The organism is Streptomyces sp. NPDC003635, assembly GCF_053587635.1.
Genome location: NZ_JBSFOK010000016.1, coordinates 1 through 17,859 on the forward strand (window position 1 = coordinate 1; position 17,859 = coordinate 17,859).

The 17,859-nt window shown below is 71.8% G+C and carries 15 protein-coding genes; 2 read left to right on the plus strand and 13 right to left on the minus strand.

What is annotated here, in order from left to right; genetic code table 11:
• Nucleotides 1–401: 401 nt before the first annotated feature.
• The 6 genes from ACWDRW_RS17140 to ACWDRW_RS17165 form a co-directional block, all read right to left on the minus strand.
• Nucleotides 402–911, minus strand: coding sequence for an O-acetyl-ADP-ribose deacetylase (locus tag ACWDRW_RS17140; RefSeq protein ID WP_451723961.1), 510 nt, complete (start codon nt 909–911; stop codon nt 402–404).
• Nucleotides 908–2,317 (minus strand): phytoene desaturase family protein, encoded by a 1,410-nt coding sequence (locus ACWDRW_RS17145; protein ID WP_451723965.1) that lies wholly within the window; start codon nt 2,315–2,317, stop codon nt 908–910. The genes ACWDRW_RS17140 and ACWDRW_RS17145 overlap by 4 nt, the downstream gene beginning before the upstream one ends.
• Nucleotides 2,318–2,403: 86 nt before the next feature.
• Complete coding sequence (locus tag ACWDRW_RS17150) at nt 2,404–3,252, minus strand: inositol monophosphatase family protein (protein ID WP_451723967.1); 849 nt, start codon at nt 3,250–3,252, stop codon at nt 2,404–2,406.
• Between the two features lie 91 nt (nt 3,253–3,343).
• Complete coding sequence (locus tag ACWDRW_RS17155; RefSeq protein WP_451723969.1) at nt 3,344–5,164, minus strand: gamma-glutamyltransferase family protein; 1,821 nt, start codon at nt 5,162–5,164, stop codon at nt 3,344–3,346.
• Between the two features lie 45 nt (nt 5,165–5,209).
• Nucleotides 5,210–5,875, minus strand: coding sequence for a response regulator (locus ACWDRW_RS17160; RefSeq protein WP_451723971.1), 666 nt, complete (start codon nt 5,873–5,875; stop codon nt 5,210–5,212).
• On the minus strand, nt 5,872–6,966 hold the full coding sequence (locus ACWDRW_RS17165) for a sensor histidine kinase (RefSeq protein WP_451723973.1): 1,095 nt from the start codon (nt 6,964–6,966) through the stop codon (nt 5,872–5,874). Before ACWDRW_RS17165 ends, ACWDRW_RS17160 begins: the two co-directional genes overlap by 4 nt.
• 167 nt (nt 6,967–7,133) lie before the next feature.
• On the opposite strand from ACWDRW_RS17165, the gene ACWDRW_RS17170 reads away from it, so the two are divergent.
• Together ACWDRW_RS17170 and ACWDRW_RS17175 are read left to right on the plus strand one after the other, a co-directional pair.
• Nucleotides 7,134–8,135 (plus strand): carboxymuconolactone decarboxylase family protein, encoded by a 1,002-nt coding sequence (locus ACWDRW_RS17170; protein WP_451723976.1) that lies wholly within the window; start codon nt 7,134–7,136, stop codon nt 8,133–8,135.
• Nucleotides 8,136–8,282: 147 nt separating this feature from the next.
• Entirely contained in the window at nt 8,283–8,951 is a 669-nt protein-coding gene (locus tag ACWDRW_RS17175; protein WP_451723978.1) for a hypothetical protein, read from the plus strand.
• A gap of 19 nt (nt 8,952–8,970) precedes the next feature.
• Here ACWDRW_RS17175 and ACWDRW_RS17180 read toward each other — a convergent pair whose 3' ends face one another.
• The 7 genes from ACWDRW_RS17180 to ACWDRW_RS17210 all read right to left on the minus strand — a co-directional run bounded on the left by ACWDRW_RS17180 (nt 8,971) and on the right by ACWDRW_RS17210 (nt 17,770).
• Nucleotides 8,971–10,488: an NCS1 family nucleobase:cation symporter-1 gene (locus tag ACWDRW_RS17180; RefSeq protein ID WP_451723981.1), complete on the minus strand. Its 1,518-nt coding sequence runs from the start codon at nt 10,486–10,488 to the stop codon at nt 8,971–8,973.
• A 143-nt stretch (nt 10,489–10,631) separates the two neighbouring features.
• Entirely contained in the window at nt 10,632–11,651 is a 1,020-nt protein-coding gene (locus ACWDRW_RS17185) for a TIGR03842 family LLM class F420-dependent oxidoreductase (RefSeq protein ID WP_451723983.1), read from the minus strand.
• Nucleotides 11,652–11,662: 11 nt separating this feature from the next.
• Entirely contained in the window at nt 11,663–13,057 is a 1,395-nt protein-coding gene (gene hydA / locus ACWDRW_RS17190) for a dihydropyrimidinase (RefSeq protein ID WP_451723984.1), read from the minus strand.
• Between the two features lie 31 nt (nt 13,058–13,088).
• Nucleotides 13,089–13,931 carry a nitrilase-related carbon-nitrogen hydrolase gene (locus tag ACWDRW_RS17195; protein ID WP_451723987.1) on the minus strand — a complete coding sequence of 281 codons (843 nt, stop codon included), beginning with the start codon at nt 13,929–13,931 and terminating at the stop codon, nt 13,089–13,091.
• Nucleotides 13,932–14,086: 155 nt separating this feature from the next.
• Nucleotides 14,087–15,628 (minus strand): PucR family transcriptional regulator, encoded by a 1,542-nt coding sequence (locus ACWDRW_RS17200; protein ID WP_451723989.1) that lies wholly within the window; start codon nt 15,626–15,628, stop codon nt 14,087–14,089.
• Between the two features lie 13 nt (nt 15,629–15,641).
• On the minus strand, nt 15,642–16,931 hold the full coding sequence (locus ACWDRW_RS17205) for an aspartate aminotransferase family protein (RefSeq protein WP_451723990.1): 1,290 nt from the start codon (nt 16,929–16,931) through the stop codon (nt 15,642–15,644).
• Nucleotides 16,928–17,770 (minus strand): nitrilase-related carbon-nitrogen hydrolase, encoded by an 843-nt coding sequence (locus tag ACWDRW_RS17210; protein ID WP_451723992.1) that lies wholly within the window; start codon nt 17,768–17,770, stop codon nt 16,928–16,930. The genes ACWDRW_RS17205 and ACWDRW_RS17210 overlap by 4 nt, the downstream gene beginning before the upstream one ends.
• Nucleotides 17,771–17,859: the final 89 nt, after the last annotated feature.

The following is a 17,859-nucleotide window of genomic DNA, read 5'->3' on the forward strand; positions in this document are numbered from 1 at the left end:
ACGGCACGGCCGGCGGACCCGCGGCCGGCCGTCCGGCACAGCTGGCGGCCCCCGCGACCGGCCGTCCGGCACAGCTGGCGGCCCCCGCGACCGGCCGTGCGGCACGACAGGCGGGCGGTCCGCGACCCGCATACGACGGTCACGCCACGACCGGCCGTACGGCACGGCTCTCGGCCCCCGCGACCGGCTACGCGACAGAGCGGTCGGGTCGCCGCCGATCGCTGCGGCATGGCGATGTCAGGCCGCCGTCGGCTGTTCCGCCCGGCTGCCGAACATCTTCTCCACCGCGACCGCGCCACCGCGCCACCGCGCCACCGCGCCACCGCGCCACCGACCAGCGGAGCCGCAGCGGCCAGCGGATCCGCACCGGCACCGGCGCGCGTCGGAGGCCCGGGGCTGCGTCAGTGAAGCTGCGCGGCGAACGCCTCGTGTGCCGGCTCGTCGAAGAGGACGAAGGTGATTTCCTCGACCGCTGTCTCCGTCGCCCGTACCGTCTCCAGCGCGATGCGGGCCGCATCCCGCATCGGCCAGCGGTAGACGCCGGTGGAGATGGCCGGGAAGGCGATGGTGCGGGCACCCAACTCGTCGGCCACACGCAGGGATTCGCGGTAGCAGGAGGCGAGGAGGCCGGAGCGGTCCTCGGTCTCGCTGTGGACCGGGCCCACCGTGTGGATGACCCAGCGGGCGTCCAGCGCGCCGGCCGTGGTGGCGACCGCCTTGCCCGTGGGCAGGCCCCTGCCGTACCGGGACGCGCGCAGCTTGCGGCACTCCTCCAGGATCGCCGGACCGCCGCGGCGGTGGATCGCGCCGTCCACTCCCCCGCCGCCGAGGAGCGAGGAGTTGGCGGCGTTGACGATGGCGTCGGCGCTCTGACGGGTGATGTCGCCCTGGACGAGCGTGATGGTGGTCATGTCTGCCTCAGCCTTCTCCAGACGGCCTTCGCCGCGTTGTGCCCCGACATCCCGTGCACACCGGGCCCGGGCGGGGTGGCCGAGGAACAGATGAAGACCGCCGGATGCGGGGTGGAGTACGGGAACAGGGACAGCTTGGGGCGCAGCATGAGCTGCAGCCCGGAGGCCGCGCCGGAGCCGATGTCACCGCCGACGTAGTTGGCGTTGCGGGCGGCCAGTTCGGGCGGTCCCGCTGTGGCGCGGGCGAGGACACGGTCGCGGAACCCCGGTGCGTAGCGCTCCAGTTGGCGTTCGATCCGGTCCGTGAGGTCGCCCGTCCAGCCGTTGGGCACGTGCGCGTACGCCCAGAAGACGTGCTGTCCGGCCGGGGCCCGGCCGGGGTCGACGACACTGGGCTGAACCGTGATCAGGAACGGCCGCTCGGGCGCGTTCCCCTCCCGGGACGCGGCGCGCAGCGCGGTGCCGATCTCCTTGCTGTCGGCGCCGATCTGCACGGTGCCGGCCGCGCGGGCCTCCGGCGCGGTCCACGGGACCGGCCCGTCCAGCGCGTAGTCGATCTTGAAGACGCCTGCGCCGTACCGGAAGCGGTGGTAGTAGCTGCCGAGGCCGGCGATGCGGGCCAGCGCGGTGGGCGAGGTGTCGAAGATGTACGACCGCGCGGGCGGCAGGTCGTCGAGGCGTTTGACCTCGTAGTCGGTGTGGATCGTGCCGCCGAGGTCCTTCAGGTACGCCGCCAGCGCGTCGGAGATCGACTGCGAGCCGCCACGGGCCACCGGCCAGCCGCGGGCGTGCGCGGCCAGCGCGAAGACCAGGCCGACGGCACCGGTCGCGAAGCCGCCCAGCGGGGCCATGACGTGGGCCACCAGCCCGGCGAACAGGGTCTTGGCCCGCTCGCCCTGGAAGCGTCGGGTGAGCCAGGTCGAGGGGGGCAGTCCGACGAGCCCGAAGCGGGCCAGGGTGACCGGGTCGCGGGGCAGCGCGGACAACGGCAGTGACATGAAGTCCCGCGCCAGGGCGTCCCATTGGGGCAGGAAGGGCTCGACCAGCCTGCGGTACGCGCCCGCGTCCCGCGCGCCCAAGGAGGCGGCCGTCTCTCCGACCGAGCGGGAGAGCACGGCCGCGGTGCCGTCCGGGAACGGGTGCGCCATCGGCAGCTCGGCGTGCAGCCACTCCAGGCCGTACCGCGCGAGCGGCAGAGCGCGGAACGCGGGCGAGTTGATGCCGAGGGGGTGTGCCGCGGAGCAGGGATCGTGGCGGAACCCCGGCAGGGTGAGTTCCTCGGTGCGGGCGCCTCCGCCGACGGTGTCCCTGGCCTCGAACAGCGCCACGGAGAAGCCGCGGCGGGCCAGCTCCACGGCGGCGGTCAGGCCGTTCGGTCCCGCCCCTACGACGACAGCATCGAGCATCGACGGCACCTTCGGACCCCTTCGTCAGCCGATGGGCACTCAAGGTCAGGATATGCCTGGTGCGCGCATGAACTCGGGGCGGGTGGTCAGCTCGTCCCCTGCTGGAGCAGTTCCCTCACTCGCCGCGCCGTCTCCTCGTCCCGGGCCGCCGTGAACGGCAGAGCGTTGCCCCCGGTTATCCGGAACGGTTCGCCCGTCAGGGTCAGGTGGGCGCCGCCCGCCTCCTCCACCAGGAGCAGACCCGCCGCGTGGTCCCATGCCGCTTCCCAGCTGAACGCGACCGCGTCCAACTCGCCCCGGGCGACGTCCAGATACTCGAGGCCCGCCGAGCCGCAGGAGCGCGGTGTCACGCCGTCCGTCCACAGGCCGAGCAGGGCCCGCTTCTGGGCGTCGGTGGTGTAGTCGGGGTGGGAGGTGGCGACGCGGAGGTCGCGGGACGGGTCCGGGGCACCGGAGCGCAGGCGCTCGCCGTCGAGCCGGGCGCCCTGGCCGCGTATCGCGGTGGCCAGTTGGTCGCGGGCGGGGGCGTAGGTCCAGGAGGCGAGGAGTTCGCCGCCGCGGGCCAGGGCCACCAGGGTGCCGAAGCCGGTCTCGCCGCGCACGAACTGGCGGGTGCCGTCGACGGGGTCGACGATCCAGACCGGCGCCTCTCCCTGAAGCGCCTCGTAGCTCGCGGGGTCGGCGTGCACCGCCTCCTCGCCGACCACGACGGAGCCGGGCAGCAGCGTGCCGAGCGCCTCGGTGAGGTACAGCTCGGCCTTGCGGTCCGCGTCCGTCACCAGGTCGTGCGGTCCGCTCTTCTGGTCGACCTCGTCGGCGGCGAGCCTGCGCCAGCGCGGCATGATCTCCTGAGCGGCGGCCTGACGGACGGCTGCCTCCACGTCGGAGGAGCGCCGAGCGAGAAACTCGTCGATGGTTTCCGTGTCTACGATCATGTCTCCATGAGAGCACGCCGCACTGACAATCCCCGCCGGGTGGGTGTACGCCGGGTGGAATGGGCGTGAATACGCGGATTCGCCGCAAGCTCTACCGCCCCACCGCATACCCCTGCATCCCCCGGGGATTGGCGCCCGCCGACAGCACCCCCGTCCGCGGATCACGCGCCACCGCGCACAGCCGCCCCTCCGACCAGGGCTCGCCCAGGGTCACCCGGTGGCCCCGCCGGATCAGCTCCTCGATCACCTCGGCGTCCGTGCGCGACTCGACCGTGACGCTGCCCGGCCGCGTCCCGCGCGGATGGAAAGAGCCGGGGAAGCTGTCGTTGTGCCAGTTCGGGGCGTCGATGGCACCCTGGAGATCAAGGCTCCCGCGCACCCGCTCGCGCAGCGCGACCGCCAGGAAGAAGTGCAGCTGCCACTGGTCCTGCTGGTCGCCGCCGGGCGTGCCGAACGCCAGGACCGGCTCCCCGTCGCGCAGGGCAAGCGACGGGGAAAGGGTGGTGCGCGGGCGGCGGCCTGGGGTGAGCGAGGCCGGGAGGCCCTCCTCCAGCCAGGTCATCTGAAGCCGGGTGCCGAGCGGGAAGCCCAGTTCGGGCACGAGGGGGTTGGACTGGAGCCAGCCGCCGCTCGGGGTGGCCGCGATCATGTTGCCCCAGCGGTCGACGACGTCGAGATGGCAGGTGTCCCCGCGCGTGGCCCCGTCGCCGCCCACCGCGGGCTCTCCCGGCACCGGCGAGGTCGAGTGCCGCGCGACCGTGGGCTCACCCGCGCCCGGTGCGGACGGGCCGTCGTCGATCACCACGCCCGCGTGGGCGCTCAGCCGGGGGGTCCGGCCACCAGGGCTGCCGGGACGCAGTTCGTCGGAGGCCCTGTCGCCGATGAGGGCACGCCGGGCCGCGTTGTACTCGCCGGACAGGAGCTCGCCGACCGGCACCTCGGCCGCGTCCCCGTACCAGGCCTCCCGGTCGGCCATGGCCAGCTTGCAGCCCTCGACCAGCAGATGGACCCAGTCGGCGGAGCCGTACGGCGGCAGCTCGGCGGGGAGCAGCGCGAGCTGCTGGAGCAGCACCGGGCCCTGGCTCCAGGGTCCGGCCTTGCACAGCGTCCAGCCGTTCCAGTCGTACGTCACCGGGGCCTCGTACGTCGCGGACCACCCGGCAAGGTCATCGCCGGTGAGGGTGCCGGTGTGGTGCTCGCCGCTGGTGTCCAGGGTGGGCCGCCGTACCTGCCGCAGGAGCGCCTCGGCGATGAACCCGGTGCGCCACACCGCTCGGGCCGCCTCGACCTCGGCCTCCCGGTCACCCGCTCCGGCCACCTCGGCGAGCAGGCGCTTCCAGGTGGCGGCGAGGGCGGGATTGCGGAAGAGACGGCCGGGGCGGGGCGGCTTCCCGTCCGGCAGGTACACCCGCGCCGACGACGTCCACTCCGTCTCGAACAGCTCGCGTACGGCCTCGACGGTGGCGCCGACGTTCTCCACGGGGGCGTGCCCGTGCTCGGCGTATCCGATCGCGTACGACAGGACCTCGGCGAGGGACTTGGTGCCGTGGTCGCGCAGCAGCAGCATCCAGGCGTCGAAGGCTCCGGGCACGGCGGCGGCGAGGGGTCCGGTGCCGGGGACCAGGTCCAGGCCGAGGCCCCGGTAGTGCGCGACGGTCGCGCCGGCCGGGGCGACGCCCTGGCCGCACAGCACCCGTACCTCGCCGCCCGCCGGGGCGAGCAGGATCGGGACCTCGCCGGCCGGCCCGTTCAGGTGCGGTTCGACGACGTGCAGCACGAACGCGCCCGCCACGGCGGCGTCGTAGGCGTTGCCACCGCTCTCCAGGACGGCCATCGCCGACTGGGAGGCCAGCCAGTGCGTGGAGGACACCATGCCGAAGGTGCCCTGGAGCGTGGGGCGGCTGGTGAACACGGGCGGCTCCTTCACTGCGCGGACGGCGGTGCGATCGTACGCGGGTCAGTTCGCGCCGCGCGCCGTGACCAGACCGGACTCGTAGGCGAAGACGACCAGTTGCGCGCGGTCGCGGGCGCCGAGTTTGGTCATGGCGCGGCTGACGTGGGTCTTGGCGGTGAAGGGGCTGATCACCATGTGCTCGGCGATCTCCTCGTTGCTGAGTCCGCGCGCGGCCAGGGCCGTCACCTCGCGTTCGCGGCGGGTCAGGCACTCCAGGCCGGGTGCCGTCGCCCGGTCCGGTGGGCGCGCCACGAACTCGCCGATGAGGGTGCGGGTGACCGACGGGGACAGCAGCGCCTCGCCGCGCGCCACGACCTCGATCGCCTGGAGCAGGTCGGCCGGTTCGGTGTCCTTCAGCAGGAAACCGCTCGCGCCCGCGCGCAGCGCCTCGAAGACGTAACTGTCGTGGCCGTAGTTGGTGAGCATCACCACGCGGACCGCCGCGAGGGCCGGGTCGGTGGCGATGGCGCGGGTCGCCTCGATGCCCGTCATCACCGGCATCTGTACGTCGATCAGCGCGATGTCCGGCACTTCGGAGCGTACGAGGGCCACGCCCCGTTCCCCGTCGGCGGCCTCCCCGACCACCTCGATGCCGTCCTCGGCCTCCAGCAGCGCCCGGAACCCGGCCCGCATCAACGCCTGGTCGTCGACGAGCGCCACCCGGATCACGCGGCGCCCCCCAAGGGCAGTTCCGCCCGTACGACGAATCCGCCCTCCGCGCGCGGGCCCGTGTGCAGGGTGCCGCCGAGGGCCGTGACGCGTTCCCGCATGCCGGTGAGGCCGATGCCGGGCACGGGCGGGCGGTCCGGGCACGCGTTGCCGTCGTCCTCGACCCGTATCGTCAGCCACTCGTCTTCGTAGGCGAGTTCGACGCGGACCTTCGCCTGTCCCGCGTGCCGGGCCGCGTTCGTGAGTGCTTCCTGCACGATGCGGTACACGGCCCGGTCCATGGTGGCGGGCAGCGGGCGTTCGTCCCCGGTCACCGCCAGCTCGGCGGCCAGTCCCGCCGCCCGGGCCCGCTCCACCAACAGCGCCGGGGTGCCGGTCGGCTCGTCCGTGCGCAGCACCTCCAGAGTCGCCCGCAGTTCGCGCATCGCCTCCCCGCTCGCCTCCTGGATGGCCAGCAGGGCGGGCGGCACCTCTTCGCCCCGCTTGCGCGCGAGATGGACGGCGACGCCCGCCTGGAGCTTGACGATCGAGATGCTGTGGGTGAGGGAGTCGTGCAACTCCCGGGCGATGCGCAGGCGTTCCTCGCCCGCGCGGCGCAGGGCGGCCTCCTCTCTCGTGCGCTCCGCCTCCAGGGCGCGTTGTTCGGTCTGGCGCAGGTAGGCCTGCCAGTTGCGGTCGGCGAGCCCGGTCACCACCGCGCACAGGAGCCAGCCCGCGAGCAGCGCGGACTTCTCCGCCGTGCCGGGGCCGGTCGCCGCGTACGCCGCCAGGAACACCGCGCCGCCCGCCGCCGCGAGCGCCCGGTGCCCGACCCGGGCCGCGGTGTGCACGGCGCCGATGACGGGGAGGGCGGCCAGGGTTCCGGGCTGGGCGTGCAGCACGTAGGCGGCGCCGCCGACGGTCGTCACGGCCAGTACGGCCCGCGGGGCCGGCCGGTAGAACCCCAGTGCCGCGCAGCTGACGACGATCAACATGTGGTCCACGGCCGTGGTGTCCGCGTCGAAAGCGGACGCGGTCAGCACGAGGGCGCCGACGACGACCGCCAGGGACGCGTCGGCGAGATGCCTGCGTGTGACCGAGATCCCGCTCATGACCGCACAGTAGACGCATCCGCCGACACCGGCGTCAGCCCTGTGGACAACTCCGCGACTACTCCCCGCGTAGTAGTGCCGCGTTCCCGGCCGCCCGGCCGGCGCAGCGCCAACTCCCTTCGGCGGTACGACGACCCGGACCACCACCCCGGCGCACGCTGCTGTCCATGACCTCACCCTTCCGATACACCCAGCCCCCGCCGCCCAAGGCGGCCACCGGACGCGTCGCCGAGGCGTACGAGCAGCTCGCCCGCGACTTCGGCATCGACGAACCGGTGACCTTCGTGGTGCTCTCCTCGGCACCGGAACTCCTCACCGCGACCTGGGCGTTGATGCGCGAGTCGCTGATCGCGGGACCCGGCGACCGCACCGGCAAGGAACTCGCGGCCTACGGGGTCTCCCAGGCCAACCAGTGCCCGTTCTGCGTGGACGCCCACACCGTGCTGCTGCACGCCACCGGCGACCACGCCCTCGCCGAGCGCCTCGCGCGGGGCGAGCGCCCGGACGACGAGGAGCACGCGCGTGTGCTGGACTGGGGCAGGCGGACCCGGGTGCCGAGCCCGACGAAGCAGCCCTACCCCTTTCCCCGCGAGCACGCGCCCGGTTACCTCGGCACCGCGCTCTCCTTCCACTTCATCAACCGGATCGTCTCGGCGCTGCTGACCGAGAAGCTGTTGCCCGGCAACGCCCAGCGCCTCCGGGTGGTCCGCAGTCTCGCGGGCCGTGCGCTCGCCAGGACCGTGCGCCGCCCCGCGGTGCCCGGCGACTCCCTGGCGCTGCTGGACCGGACGGACCCCGGCGAGGCACCCGCGTGGGCCGGCGACACCGCCGTAGGACCGGCCTACGCGGCATTGCTGAGGGCCGCGATGGCGGGCGCCGACCTGCTCGACCCGGAGGACCAGGCCGTCGTACTGGAGACGATGTGGCACTGGGACGGGCGGCACCCGGGTATCGGCCTGGAGGGCATCCCGGACCGTCGGGAGCGGCCGGGGGCGCGGCTCGCGCTGCTGGCGGCCCTGGCGCCGTACCGGATCACCGACGAGGACGTGGCGGCCTGGCGGCGCCCCGAGCACACCGACCACTGCCTGGTGCACCTCGTGGCGTACGGGGCGTTCACGGCCGTCGACCGGATCGAGTCCGCGCTGAGCCGCCCGATCGCACGGACATAGCGGGACATACAACCCGCTGGTGGTGAGGCAGAGTCACCGCCCATGCACGGAGGGAATTGGCACTTCCGCCCCACAGGGAGTCGTGCAACACTGCGGTCCCGTCCGCAGTGCGGACTCCTCCGCACCGTCCCCCACGAAATGTGCGCCGTGCGTCCCCTTTCCCTGCCGCTCACTCTCACCGCCCGTCTCTCCCCCGTCGTGGTACTCGCCGTGGCGGGCTGGGCGCTGACGTCCGGTCCGTTCGCCGCGACACCGGAGGCCAAGCCCCAGGCGCAGGAGAAGACGGAGCAACAGTCCGCCTCGGCGCCCTCGGCCTCGGCCGCGTCGAAGACGTACACCGAAGCCCCCGCGCCCTGCGACAGCGTCCCCGCCAAGACGGTCGGCTCGCTCGTGCCGGGCGCCAAGTCCGCGGGCAAGGAGATCCCGTCGACCGACACCGACGTGCGCCGCACCTGCTCCTGGAACGCCCTCAAGGGGTACGACTACCGCTGGCTCGACGTCTCCTTCGAGATCACGGAATCGGACGAGGCGGCGCAGAAGTCGTACGAGGGGCGCGTGGAGGACAAGAGCGGCGGCGGCGAGGTGCCCGGCCTCGGTGACGCGGGCTATTCGGTGGTGAACCTGACCACCGAGGACGAGCAGAAGACCCGCGAGGGCGTCGTGCTGGCCCGGGTGGCCAACGCGCTGGTCGTCGTCACCTACAACGGCAGCGACTTCGAGACGAAGGAGGCGCCCAGCTCGGACGAGATCAACAAGGGCGCCATCCAGGCCGCGAAGGCCGCGGTGGCGGCGCTGGAGGACGGCCGCGAGGGCTGACCGTCCTCCGGCGTCCCTGTCACTCCCGCCGGCCGCGCGCCAGCATCAGCACCAGATACAGCACCATCGAGGTGCCGAGGCCCACCGCCCAGCCGTAGTCCGCCAGGGACGACAGCGCCGGGACGGGGGTGCCGTCGATCAGCGGATCGAAGTCCGCCCCGCCGATCGCCAGGACACCTCCGGCCAGGAAGGCCGCGACGGCCCGCCAGTTCCAGCCGCCGTCGTACCAGTAACGGCCGCCCGCGCGGTACAGGTCGGTCAGGTCGAGGCGGGCCCGGCGCAGCAGCCAGTAGTCGGCGATGAGGATGCCCGCGACCGTGCCGAGGAGACCGCCGACCAGGCCGAGCCAGGTGAAGATGTAGCCCTGCGGGTCGGAGTACAGCTTCCACGGGAAGATCAGCACGCCGAGCACGCAGGTCGCGAGGGCGCCGGTACGGAAACTGATCTTCCGGGGCGCGATGTTGGAGAAGTCGAAGGCCGGCGAGACCAGGTTGGCGGCGATGTTCACCGACAGGGTCGCCACCAGCACGGTCACCAGGGCGAAGAGCAGTCCGACCACGTTGTCGGTCTTGGCGGCCAGTTGCACCGGGTCCCAGATCGGCTCGCCGTACACCGCCGCCGAGCCGGAGGTGACCATCACCGACAGGAACGCGAACAACGTCATGGTCGTGGGCAACCCCAGGGCCTGGCCCCAGGTCTGCGCCTTCTGGCTCTTGCCGTACCGGGTGAAGTCCGGGATGTTCAGCGACAGCGTGGACCAGAAGCCGATCATGCCCATGAGGGACGGCCAGAACAGGGCCCAGAAGTCGCTTCCCCAGCCGAGCTTGGAGGGCTGGTCCAGCAGCGGGCCGAAGCCGCCGGCCTTGTCGCTCATCCACCACAGCATCACGAAGGCGCCGACCAGCACGAAGGGAGCGGCCCAGTTCTCGAACCGGCGGATGGTCTCCATGCCGCGGTAGATGATCGCGACCTGGATCGCCCAGAAGATCGCGAAGGACAGCCACATGGTCCAGGCGTACCCGCCGATCTTCCCGGCGTCCGCCCAGCCGTCGCCGATGAGCTTCCCGGCCAGGAAGAAGATCGCCTCGCCGCCGATCCAGGTCTGGATCCCGAACCAGCCGCACGCCACCAACGCCCGCACGACAGCCGGGAGGTTGGCGCCGCGGATGCCGAAGGAGGCGCGGGCGAACACCGGGAAGGGGATGCCGTACTTGGGCCCCGCGTGCCCGGTGAGCAGCATCGGCACCAGCACGATCACATTGGCCAGGGCGATGGTGAGCACCGCCTGCTTCCAGTCCATGCCCACCGCGATCAGACCCGAAGCGAGGGTCCAGGAAGCGGTGTTGTGGGCCATGCCGACCCAGAGCGCGGAGAAGTTGTACGTGGTCCAGGTCCGCTTCTCCACCGGGACCGGCAGCAGGTCGTCGTTGGCGTAGCGGCCGCTGGGCGGCGGGGATCCCGGGGCGAGCTCCACCCGGCCGTCGGCGAGGGTGACTTGGGAGGACGGCGGTATCGCCGTGGGAGCGGTGTCGGTCATGGGCAGGCCAATCAGGGACGGTGGGACGGGAAAGGCCGTGCGGGTGGCGCCGATGGGGGGTGCGCTCCGGAACGAGCGCCCTGGGGCCCCCTCCCCGGGACGGCGGGGAGGGGGAGTTCAAAGGACGTCCCTCAGAGGGGAGTTCAGCCGTTGAGGGCCGGGATGACCCGCGCTCCGTACGCGTCGATGACGGCCTCCTGGGCGTCGTGCATGTCGTAGACGGCGAACTGGTCGACGCCCAGCTCACGCAGCGCGGTCAGCTTCTCGATGTGCTTCTCCACCGGCCCGATGACACAGAACCGGTCGACGATCTCGTCGGGCACGAAGGCGGTGTCGGGGTTGTCGGCGCGGCCGTGGTGGGAGTAGTCGTAGCCCTCCCGCGCCTTGATGTAGTCGGTGAGCTCCTCGGGTACGGCGGCCGAGTGCTCGCCGTACTTCGCCACCAGGTCGGCCACGTGGTTGCCGACCATCCCGCCGAACCAGCGGCACTGGTCCCGCGCGTGGGCGAGCGCCTCGGGCGAGTCGTCCTCGGTGACGTACGCGGGGGCGGCCACGCAGACCTTCACGTCCCCGGGGTCCCGGCCGGCCGCGGCCGCCGCGTCCTTGACCGCCTTCACCATGTACTCGGTGAGGTACAGGTCGGAGAGCTGGAGGATGAAACCGTCGGCCTCCTCGCCGGTCATCCGCAGCGCCTTCGGACCGTACGCGGCCATCCACACCGGGAGTTCGGCGCCCTCCTTGATCCAGGGGAAGTGGACGACCGTGCCGCCGAGGTCGGCCTCGTCACCGCGGGCGAGGGCGCGGATGACCTTCATGGCCTCGCTGATCCGGGCGAGGGTGTTGGGCTTGCGCCCCGCCACCCGCATCGCGGAGTCGCCGCGGCCGATACCGCAGATCGTGCGGTTGCCGAACATGTCGTTGAGGGTGGCGAAGGTGGAGGCGGTGACCTCCCAGGTGCGGGTGCCCGGGTTGGTGACCATCGGTCCGACGGTCAACTTGGTCGTGTTGGACAGGATCTGACTGTAGATCACGAACGGTTCCTGCCACAGCACGGCCGAGTCGAAGGTCCAGCCGTACGTGAAGCCGTTGCGCTCTGCGCGCTTCATCAGGCTGACGACCTTCGAGGCCGGCGGGTCGGTCTGCAGGACGAGTCCGAAGTCCATGTGCGCCACTCCTAGGTGAGGTACTGACAGGTGGAGCGGGGGGTGTAGACCCCGTGCCCGGCACGGCCGGTGTACTCCCGCTCGCTGATGACGACTTCGCCGCGCGAGAGGACCGTCTCCACCCGGCCGGTGGTGCGCCTGCCCTCGTAGGCCGAGTAGTCGACGTTCATGTGGTGGGTCTGCGCCGACATGACCTGGGCGGCCCCCGGGTCGTAGATGACGATGTCCGCGTCCGAGCCCGGCGCGATCGTGCCCTTCTTCGGGTACATCCCGAACATCCGGGCCGGGGTCGCGCAGGCGATCTCGATCCAGCGGCGACGCGAGATGTGCCCGTCGACGACGGCCTGGTGGAGAAGGTCCATCCGGTTCTCCACCCCCGGAAGGCCGTTGGGGATCTTGGAGAAGTCGCCCCGGCCCAGCTCCTTCTGGCCGACGAAGCAGAACGGGCAGTGGTCGGTGGAGACGACCTGGAGGTCGTTGGTGCGCAGGCCCTGCCACAGCTTGGCCTGGTGCTCCTTGGGACGAAGGGGCGTGCTGCACACGTACTTCGCGCCCTCGAAGTCGGGCTCGGCGAGGTTGTCGGTGGACAGGAACAGGTACTGCGGGCAGGTCTCGCCGAAGACCTTGAGCCCCTCGTCGCGCGCCCGCGCCAGCTCGGCCACCGCCTCCATGGCCGAGACGTGCACGACGTACAGCGGGGCGCCCGCGACCTGGGCGAGCCTGATCGCGCGGTGCGTGGCCTCGGCCTCCAGCAGGGCCTTGCGCACTTCGCCGTGGTAGCGCGGATCGGTCTCCCCGCGCGCCAGCGCCTGTTCCACCAGTACGTCGATCGCGATGCCGTTCTCGGCGTGCATCATGATCAGGCCGCCGTTCTCGGCGGAGCGCTGCATGGCCCGCAGGATCTGGCCGTCGTCGGAGTAGAAGACGCCCGGGTAGGCCATGAACTGCTTGAAGGAGGTGACGCCCTCCTCGACCAGCAGGTCCATCTCCTTGAGCGTGTCCTGGTTCACGTCCGAGACGATCATGTGGAAGCCGTAGTCGATGGCGCAGTTTCCCTCGGCCTTGGCGTGCCAGGCGTCCAGACCCTCGCGCAGACTGTGCCCGACGCTCTGCACGGCGAAGTCCACGATGGTCGTCGTACCGCCCCAGGCGGCGGCCCGGGTGCCGGTCTCGAAGGTGTCGGAGGCGAAGGTGCCGCCGAACGGCAGCTCCATGTGGGTGTGGGCGTCGACCCCGCCCGGGATGACGTACTTCCCGGTGGCGTCGATCTCCCGGTCCGCGCTCCAGCTCTGCGTAGCGGGCACGGCGAGGGCGGCGACCCGGCCGTCCTCGATCAGGACGTCGGCGTGGACCTCGTCGGACGCCGTGATGACGAGACCGCCGGTGATGACGGTACGGCTGCTCATGTCCCTCTCCTCCAAAGGGTCGGCGGGGCGGTCAGGGCGCGGTCAGCGGCGTGTACGCACCCGGCGCCCGGTCGCGGTAGAACTGCCAGCGGTCGCGGACCTCGCGGAGCTTGGCCAGGTCCAGATCGCGGACGACCAGTTCGGTCTCCTTGTCCGACGCCACCTCGCCGACGAACTGGGCCTCCGGGTCCACGAAGTACGTGGTGCCGTAGAAGTCGTTGTCGCCGAGGTCCTCCACGCCGACCCGGTTGATCGCGCCCACGAAGTACTCGTTGGCGACGGCCGCCGCCGGCTGCTCCAGCTGCCACAGGTAGCGGGAGAGTCCGCGCGAGGTGGCCGAGGGGTTGAAGACGATCTCGGCACCGCCGAGACCGAGCGCCCGCCAGCCCTCCGGGAAGTGCCGGTCGTAGCAGATGTAGACGCCGATCTTCCCGACGGCCGTGTCGAAGACCGGCCAGCCGCTGTTGCCCGGGCGGAAGTAGAACTTCTCCCAGAACCCCTGCACTTGGGGGATGTGGGTCTTGCGGTACTTGCCGAGGTAGGAACCGTCCGCGTCGATCACGGCGGCGGTGTTGTACAGGACGCCCGGCTGCTCCTCCTCGTACATCGGCAGCACGAGGACGAGACCCAGCTCCTTCGCCAGCGCCTGGAAGCGCCGTACCGTCGGGCCCTCGGGGATCCGCTCGGCGTACTCGTAGAACGCCTTGTCCTGCACCTGGCAGAAGTACGGTCCGTAGAACAGCTCCTGGAAGCACAGCACTTGGGCGCCCTGCGCGGCCGCGTCGCGGGCCGCGTGCTCGTGCACCTGGATCATCGACTCCTTGTCGCCCGTCCACGCGGTCTGGAACAGGGCGGCACGGATCACTCGGCTCATCGGGACCTCCGGTCGCTCGGTGTGCAGCGAGACTAGGAAGTCCGCGGGTCTGCTTTGAGTTGCACCGTGTCACGTCTGCGGGCATCCGGCGTGCCACGGTGTCACTCTGCCGTGGTCCCATGTTTCACCGCCGTTTTCCCAGGTCGTTCCATGTTTCAGCCCTGTTGCGCGTCGTGCGCGAGCAGGGCGATGTGCACCGAGGCGGCCTGCTCGAAGTCGTCGAGGTCCACACCGAGCCGGGCCTGTATCGCCTCGAGCCGTCGGTACAGCGCGGGCCGGGAGACATGGTGGAGCTGCGCGGTGCGCGACTTGTTGCGGCCGGTGGCGAGGTAAGTGCGCAGCACGGCCAGCAGATCCTCCTCGGGACCGCGCAGCAGCCCGTCCAACTCCCGCTCCGCGAAGGACTGCACCTGGGGGTCGTCCCGCAACAGCCGTACCAGACCCCGCAGATGGACGTCCCGCAGACGCACCACGACGGGGAGGTCGAGCGCGTCCGTCACGGCGTCGGCGACGTGCTGCGCCTCCCGCAGCCCGGCCGGTACGTCGTCCCAGTCCGCCCGGGAGTCCGCGGCGGCCACCACCGTGCGCGGCGCCTCCGCGCGCAGCCGGGTGGCGAGGTTGGCGGTGAGCACGGCCGCGTCCTGGTCCCGGGCGAGGCTCAGCAGGACGGCGGTGACGGAGTCGGCGAGCTCGGCGACGATGCCGGACAGGCCCACCATCCGCAGGACCCGTTCGACCTGGGCGGATTCGCCGTGTCGTACCACTAGCGGCACGAACGCCCGCCGGTTGACGGGCAGTCCGGCCGCCCGCGCCCTCGGCAGCAGCTGCCTGGCCGGTACGACCCCGCTGACCAGGTCGGTCAGCAGGCTCTGCGCGGACTGCTCCTCCCAGGTGCAGGCGGAGTTGCCGCCGAGCATGCGGTGCAGCACCAGGGCCTCGGCGGCCCGGTCTGCCAGCAGCCGTCCGGTGGCGGTGTCCCCGCGGTAGCCGCACAGCACGATCCGGCCCCAGCGTTCGCCCCGCCCGCCCAGTTCGGCGCGGATCCAGCCGCCGCCCTCGCTGCCGCCGGCCTGCCGGGCGATGCGTTCCCAGTCGCGCAGCACATCGTCGACGGCCGGGCGTTCCCCGGCCGTCGCGAGGACGCGATGGGCGAGGTTGGTGACGACGACCGGGCAGGCGCTGTGCTGCGCGATCTCGTCGAGCAGCCGCTGCAGCGGGGCGCCCGCGGTGATCAGGCCCGTGAGGGCGGTCCGCACCGACTCCGACAGGCTGACCGCGGCGAACTTCCGCCGCACCAGGCGCGATTGAACCTCCTCGGTCAATTCGGCGAACGGGAAGGGCCGGTGCAGCACCACCATGGGAAGCCCGCACCGCTCGGCCGCCCTGCGCATCACCTCCGGCGGGGCCGGGAAGGCACGGCCGAGTCCGAGGACCACGGCCGCCGCCTCCGCGCGGTGCAGGGACTGCACGTACTCGGCCTGCGCGCTCTCGTCCCCGGCCAGCAGCACCCCGGTGGTCAGCACCATCTCGCCGCCGCTGAGCATCACGCCGACATCGGCTGCCTCGGCCACATGGACCCAGCGCACGAGCCGGTCGAGCTGCCCCGCTGCGGCCACCACCTCGGGCTCCCCGGCGAGCACCCGCTCCAGGGTGAGGACCTGACGGACCGACAGGGCAGGTTCCAAGGTGGTGGACATGGCGGAGTTTCCCTTACTGAAGGCTCCTCAGAGCGCGTTCGAGGATCGCGGCACCCTCCTCGGCCTCCGCGACGGACAGCGACAGCGGCGGGGCGATCCGCAGGGCACTGGTGTCATGGCCGCCGCCCTTGCCGATGAGCAGTCCGCCCGCGCGGGCCGCCTCCAGCACGGCGGCCGCGGCCTCCGGGTCCGCCTGGTCGGTGCCGGGCCGGGTCAGCTCGATCCCGATCATCAGTCCGCGCCCGCGCACCTCCCGTACGTGCGGCACCTGCGCGGCGACCGCCCGTAGCCGCTCGATGAGCAGCCCGCCGACCCGCCGGGCGTTGCCCTGGAGGTCGTGTTCGAGGAGGTAAGTGAGGTTGGCGAGGCCGGCCGCCATGGTGACCTGGGTGCCGCCGAAGGTCGAGATGCTGTTGGCGTCCAGGCAGTTCATGATCTCCGCGCGGGCGATCACCCCGCCGATGGACGTGCCGTTGCCGATGCCCTTGGCGAAGGTCACGAGGTCCGGCGGGCCGTTCTGGCCGTGGGCCTGCCAGCCCCAGAAGTGCTCGCCGGTACGGCCCCAGCCGGTCTGCACCTCGTCCGCGATCCAGAGGATGCCGCGCTCGGCGAGCACCTCGCGGAAGGCGGCGTACAGCCCGTCCGGGCCCGAGGTGAAGCCGCCCACGCCCTGGATGGGCTCGGCGATCAGGGCCGCGGGCGCCCTGGTGTGGCCGAGCAGGTCCTTGAGGTCCTCGACGCAGGCCGCGACGAACTCCCGGTCGTCCAGTGCGGCGTACGGACCGCGCGTGCGCACCCCGCCATGGACGTACAGCGTCTGGAGCGGGGACAGGGAGGTCGGCGACCAGCCGCGGTTGCCGGTGATGCCGACCGCGCTGAACGAACGGCCGTGGTAGCTGTTGCGCATGGCCAGGACCGTGTTGCTGCGCCGGTACGCGGTGGCGAGCAGCAGCGCGGTGTCGTTGGCCTCGGTGCCGGAGGTGGTGAAGAAGACCCGGGCGTCCGGGATGCCGGACAACTGGGCGATCCGCTCGGCGAGTTCGACCATCGGGCGGTTCAGGTACAGGGTCGAGGAGTGGATGATCCGCCCGGCCTGTTCGCTCACCGCCTTCGTCACCTCGGGCAGCGCGTGCGCGGTCATCGTGGTGAGGATGCCGCCGAAGAAGTCGAGGTAACGGTTGCCGTCGGAGTCCCAGACATGCCGGCCCTCGCCGTGGGTGATCTCCAGCGGGTCCTCGTAGTAGAGGGCGAGCCAGTCGGGCAGCACCCGGCGGTGGCGTCCCAGCAGGTCGTCCCCGGTCACGGCTGCACCAGCCCTTCGTAGGCGTCGGGGCGGCGGTCGCGGTAGAAGGCCCACTGCTGCCGGACCTCTTCGATCACGTCGAAGTCGAGGTCGCGGACGAGGAGTTCCTCCTTGCTGTCGCTCGCGACCTCCCCCACGACCTGTCCTCGGGGGTCGACGAAGTACGAGGTGCCGTAGAAGTCGTTGTCGCCGTACTCCTCGACGCCGACGCGGTTGATCGCGGCGACGAAGTACTCGTTGGCGACGGCCGCCGCGGGCTGCTCCAGGCGCCAGAGGTACGAGGAGAGGCCGCGGTGCGTCGCGGACGGGTTGTAGACCAACTGGGCTCCGTTGAGGCCCAGTTGCCGCCATCCCTCCGGGAAGTGCCGGTCGTAGCAGATGTAGACGCCGACCTTGCCGACGGCGGTCTCGAAGACCGGCCAGCCCGCGTTTCCGGGTTTGAAGTAGTACTTCTCCCAGAAGCCCTTGACCTGCGGGATGTGGTGCTTGCGGTACTTGCCGAGGTAGGAGCCGTCCGCGTCGATCACGGCGGCGGTGTTGTAGTAGAAGCCGGACTGCTCGATCTCGAAGACCGGCACGACGATCACCATGCCGGTCTCGCGCGCGAGCTCCCGCATCCGGCGGACGGTCGGGCCGTCCGGCACGGGCTCGGCCCAGCGGTAGTGCTCCGGATCCTGTACCTGACAGAAGTAGGGGGAATTGAAGACTTCCTGGAACCCGATCACCTTGGCGCCCCGGCGGGCCGCCTCACGGGCGTGCTCCTCGTGCTTCGCCACCATGGACTCGGTGTCGCCGGTCCAGGTGGCCTGGACCAGAGCGGCGCGAACGACGTTGGCCATGAGCTGCTCCTTCGACGGGACGTCAGAGCCTCTACGCCCGTAGACGCAGGCCGTAGAGGCACGAACGTAAGCCTCCCGGACGGGCTTGC

Bases quoted from the DNA above. Each gene is read 5' to 3' on its own strand.
- ACWDRW_RS17140 (WP_451723961.1), bottom strand. From the start codon at position 911: ATGACCACCATCACGCTCGTCCAGGGCGACATCACCCGTCAGAGCGCC.
- ACWDRW_RS17195 (WP_451723987.1), bottom strand. From the start codon at position 13,931: ATGAGCCGAGTGATCCGTGCCGCCCTGTTCCAGACCGCGTGGACGGGC.
- ACWDRW_RS17150 (WP_451723967.1), bottom strand. From the start codon at position 3,252: ATGATCGTAGACACGGAAACCATCGACGAGTTTCTCGCTCGGCGCTCC.
- ACWDRW_RS17180 (WP_451723981.1), bottom strand. From the start codon at position 10,488: ATGACCGACACCGCTCCCACGGCGATACCGCCGTCCTCCCAAGTCACC.
- hydA (WP_451723984.1), bottom strand. From the start codon at position 13,057: ATGAGCAGCCGTACCGTCATCACCGGCGGTCTCGTCATCACGGCGTCC.
- ACWDRW_RS17145 (WP_451723965.1), bottom strand. From the start codon at position 2,317: ATGCTCGATGCTGTCGTCGTAGGGGCGGGACCGAACGGCCTGACCGCC.
- ACWDRW_RS17165 (WP_451723973.1), bottom strand. From the start codon at position 6,966: ATGAGCGGGATCTCGGTCACACGCAGGCATCTCGCCGACGCGTCCCTG.
- ACWDRW_RS17185 (WP_451723983.1), bottom strand. From the start codon at position 11,651: ATGGACTTCGGACTCGTCCTGCAGACCGACCCGCCGGCCTCGAAGGTC.
- ACWDRW_RS17200 (WP_451723989.1), bottom strand. From the start codon at position 15,628: ATGTCCACCACCTTGGAACCTGCCCTGTCGGTCCGTCAGGTCCTCACC.
- ACWDRW_RS17210 (WP_451723992.1), bottom strand. From the start codon at position 17,770: ATGGCCAACGTCGTTCGCGCCGCTCTGGTCCAGGCCACCTGGACCGGC.
- ACWDRW_RS17170 (WP_451723976.1), top strand. From the start codon at position 7,134: ATGACCTCACCCTTCCGATACACCCAGCCCCCGCCGCCCAAGGCGGCC.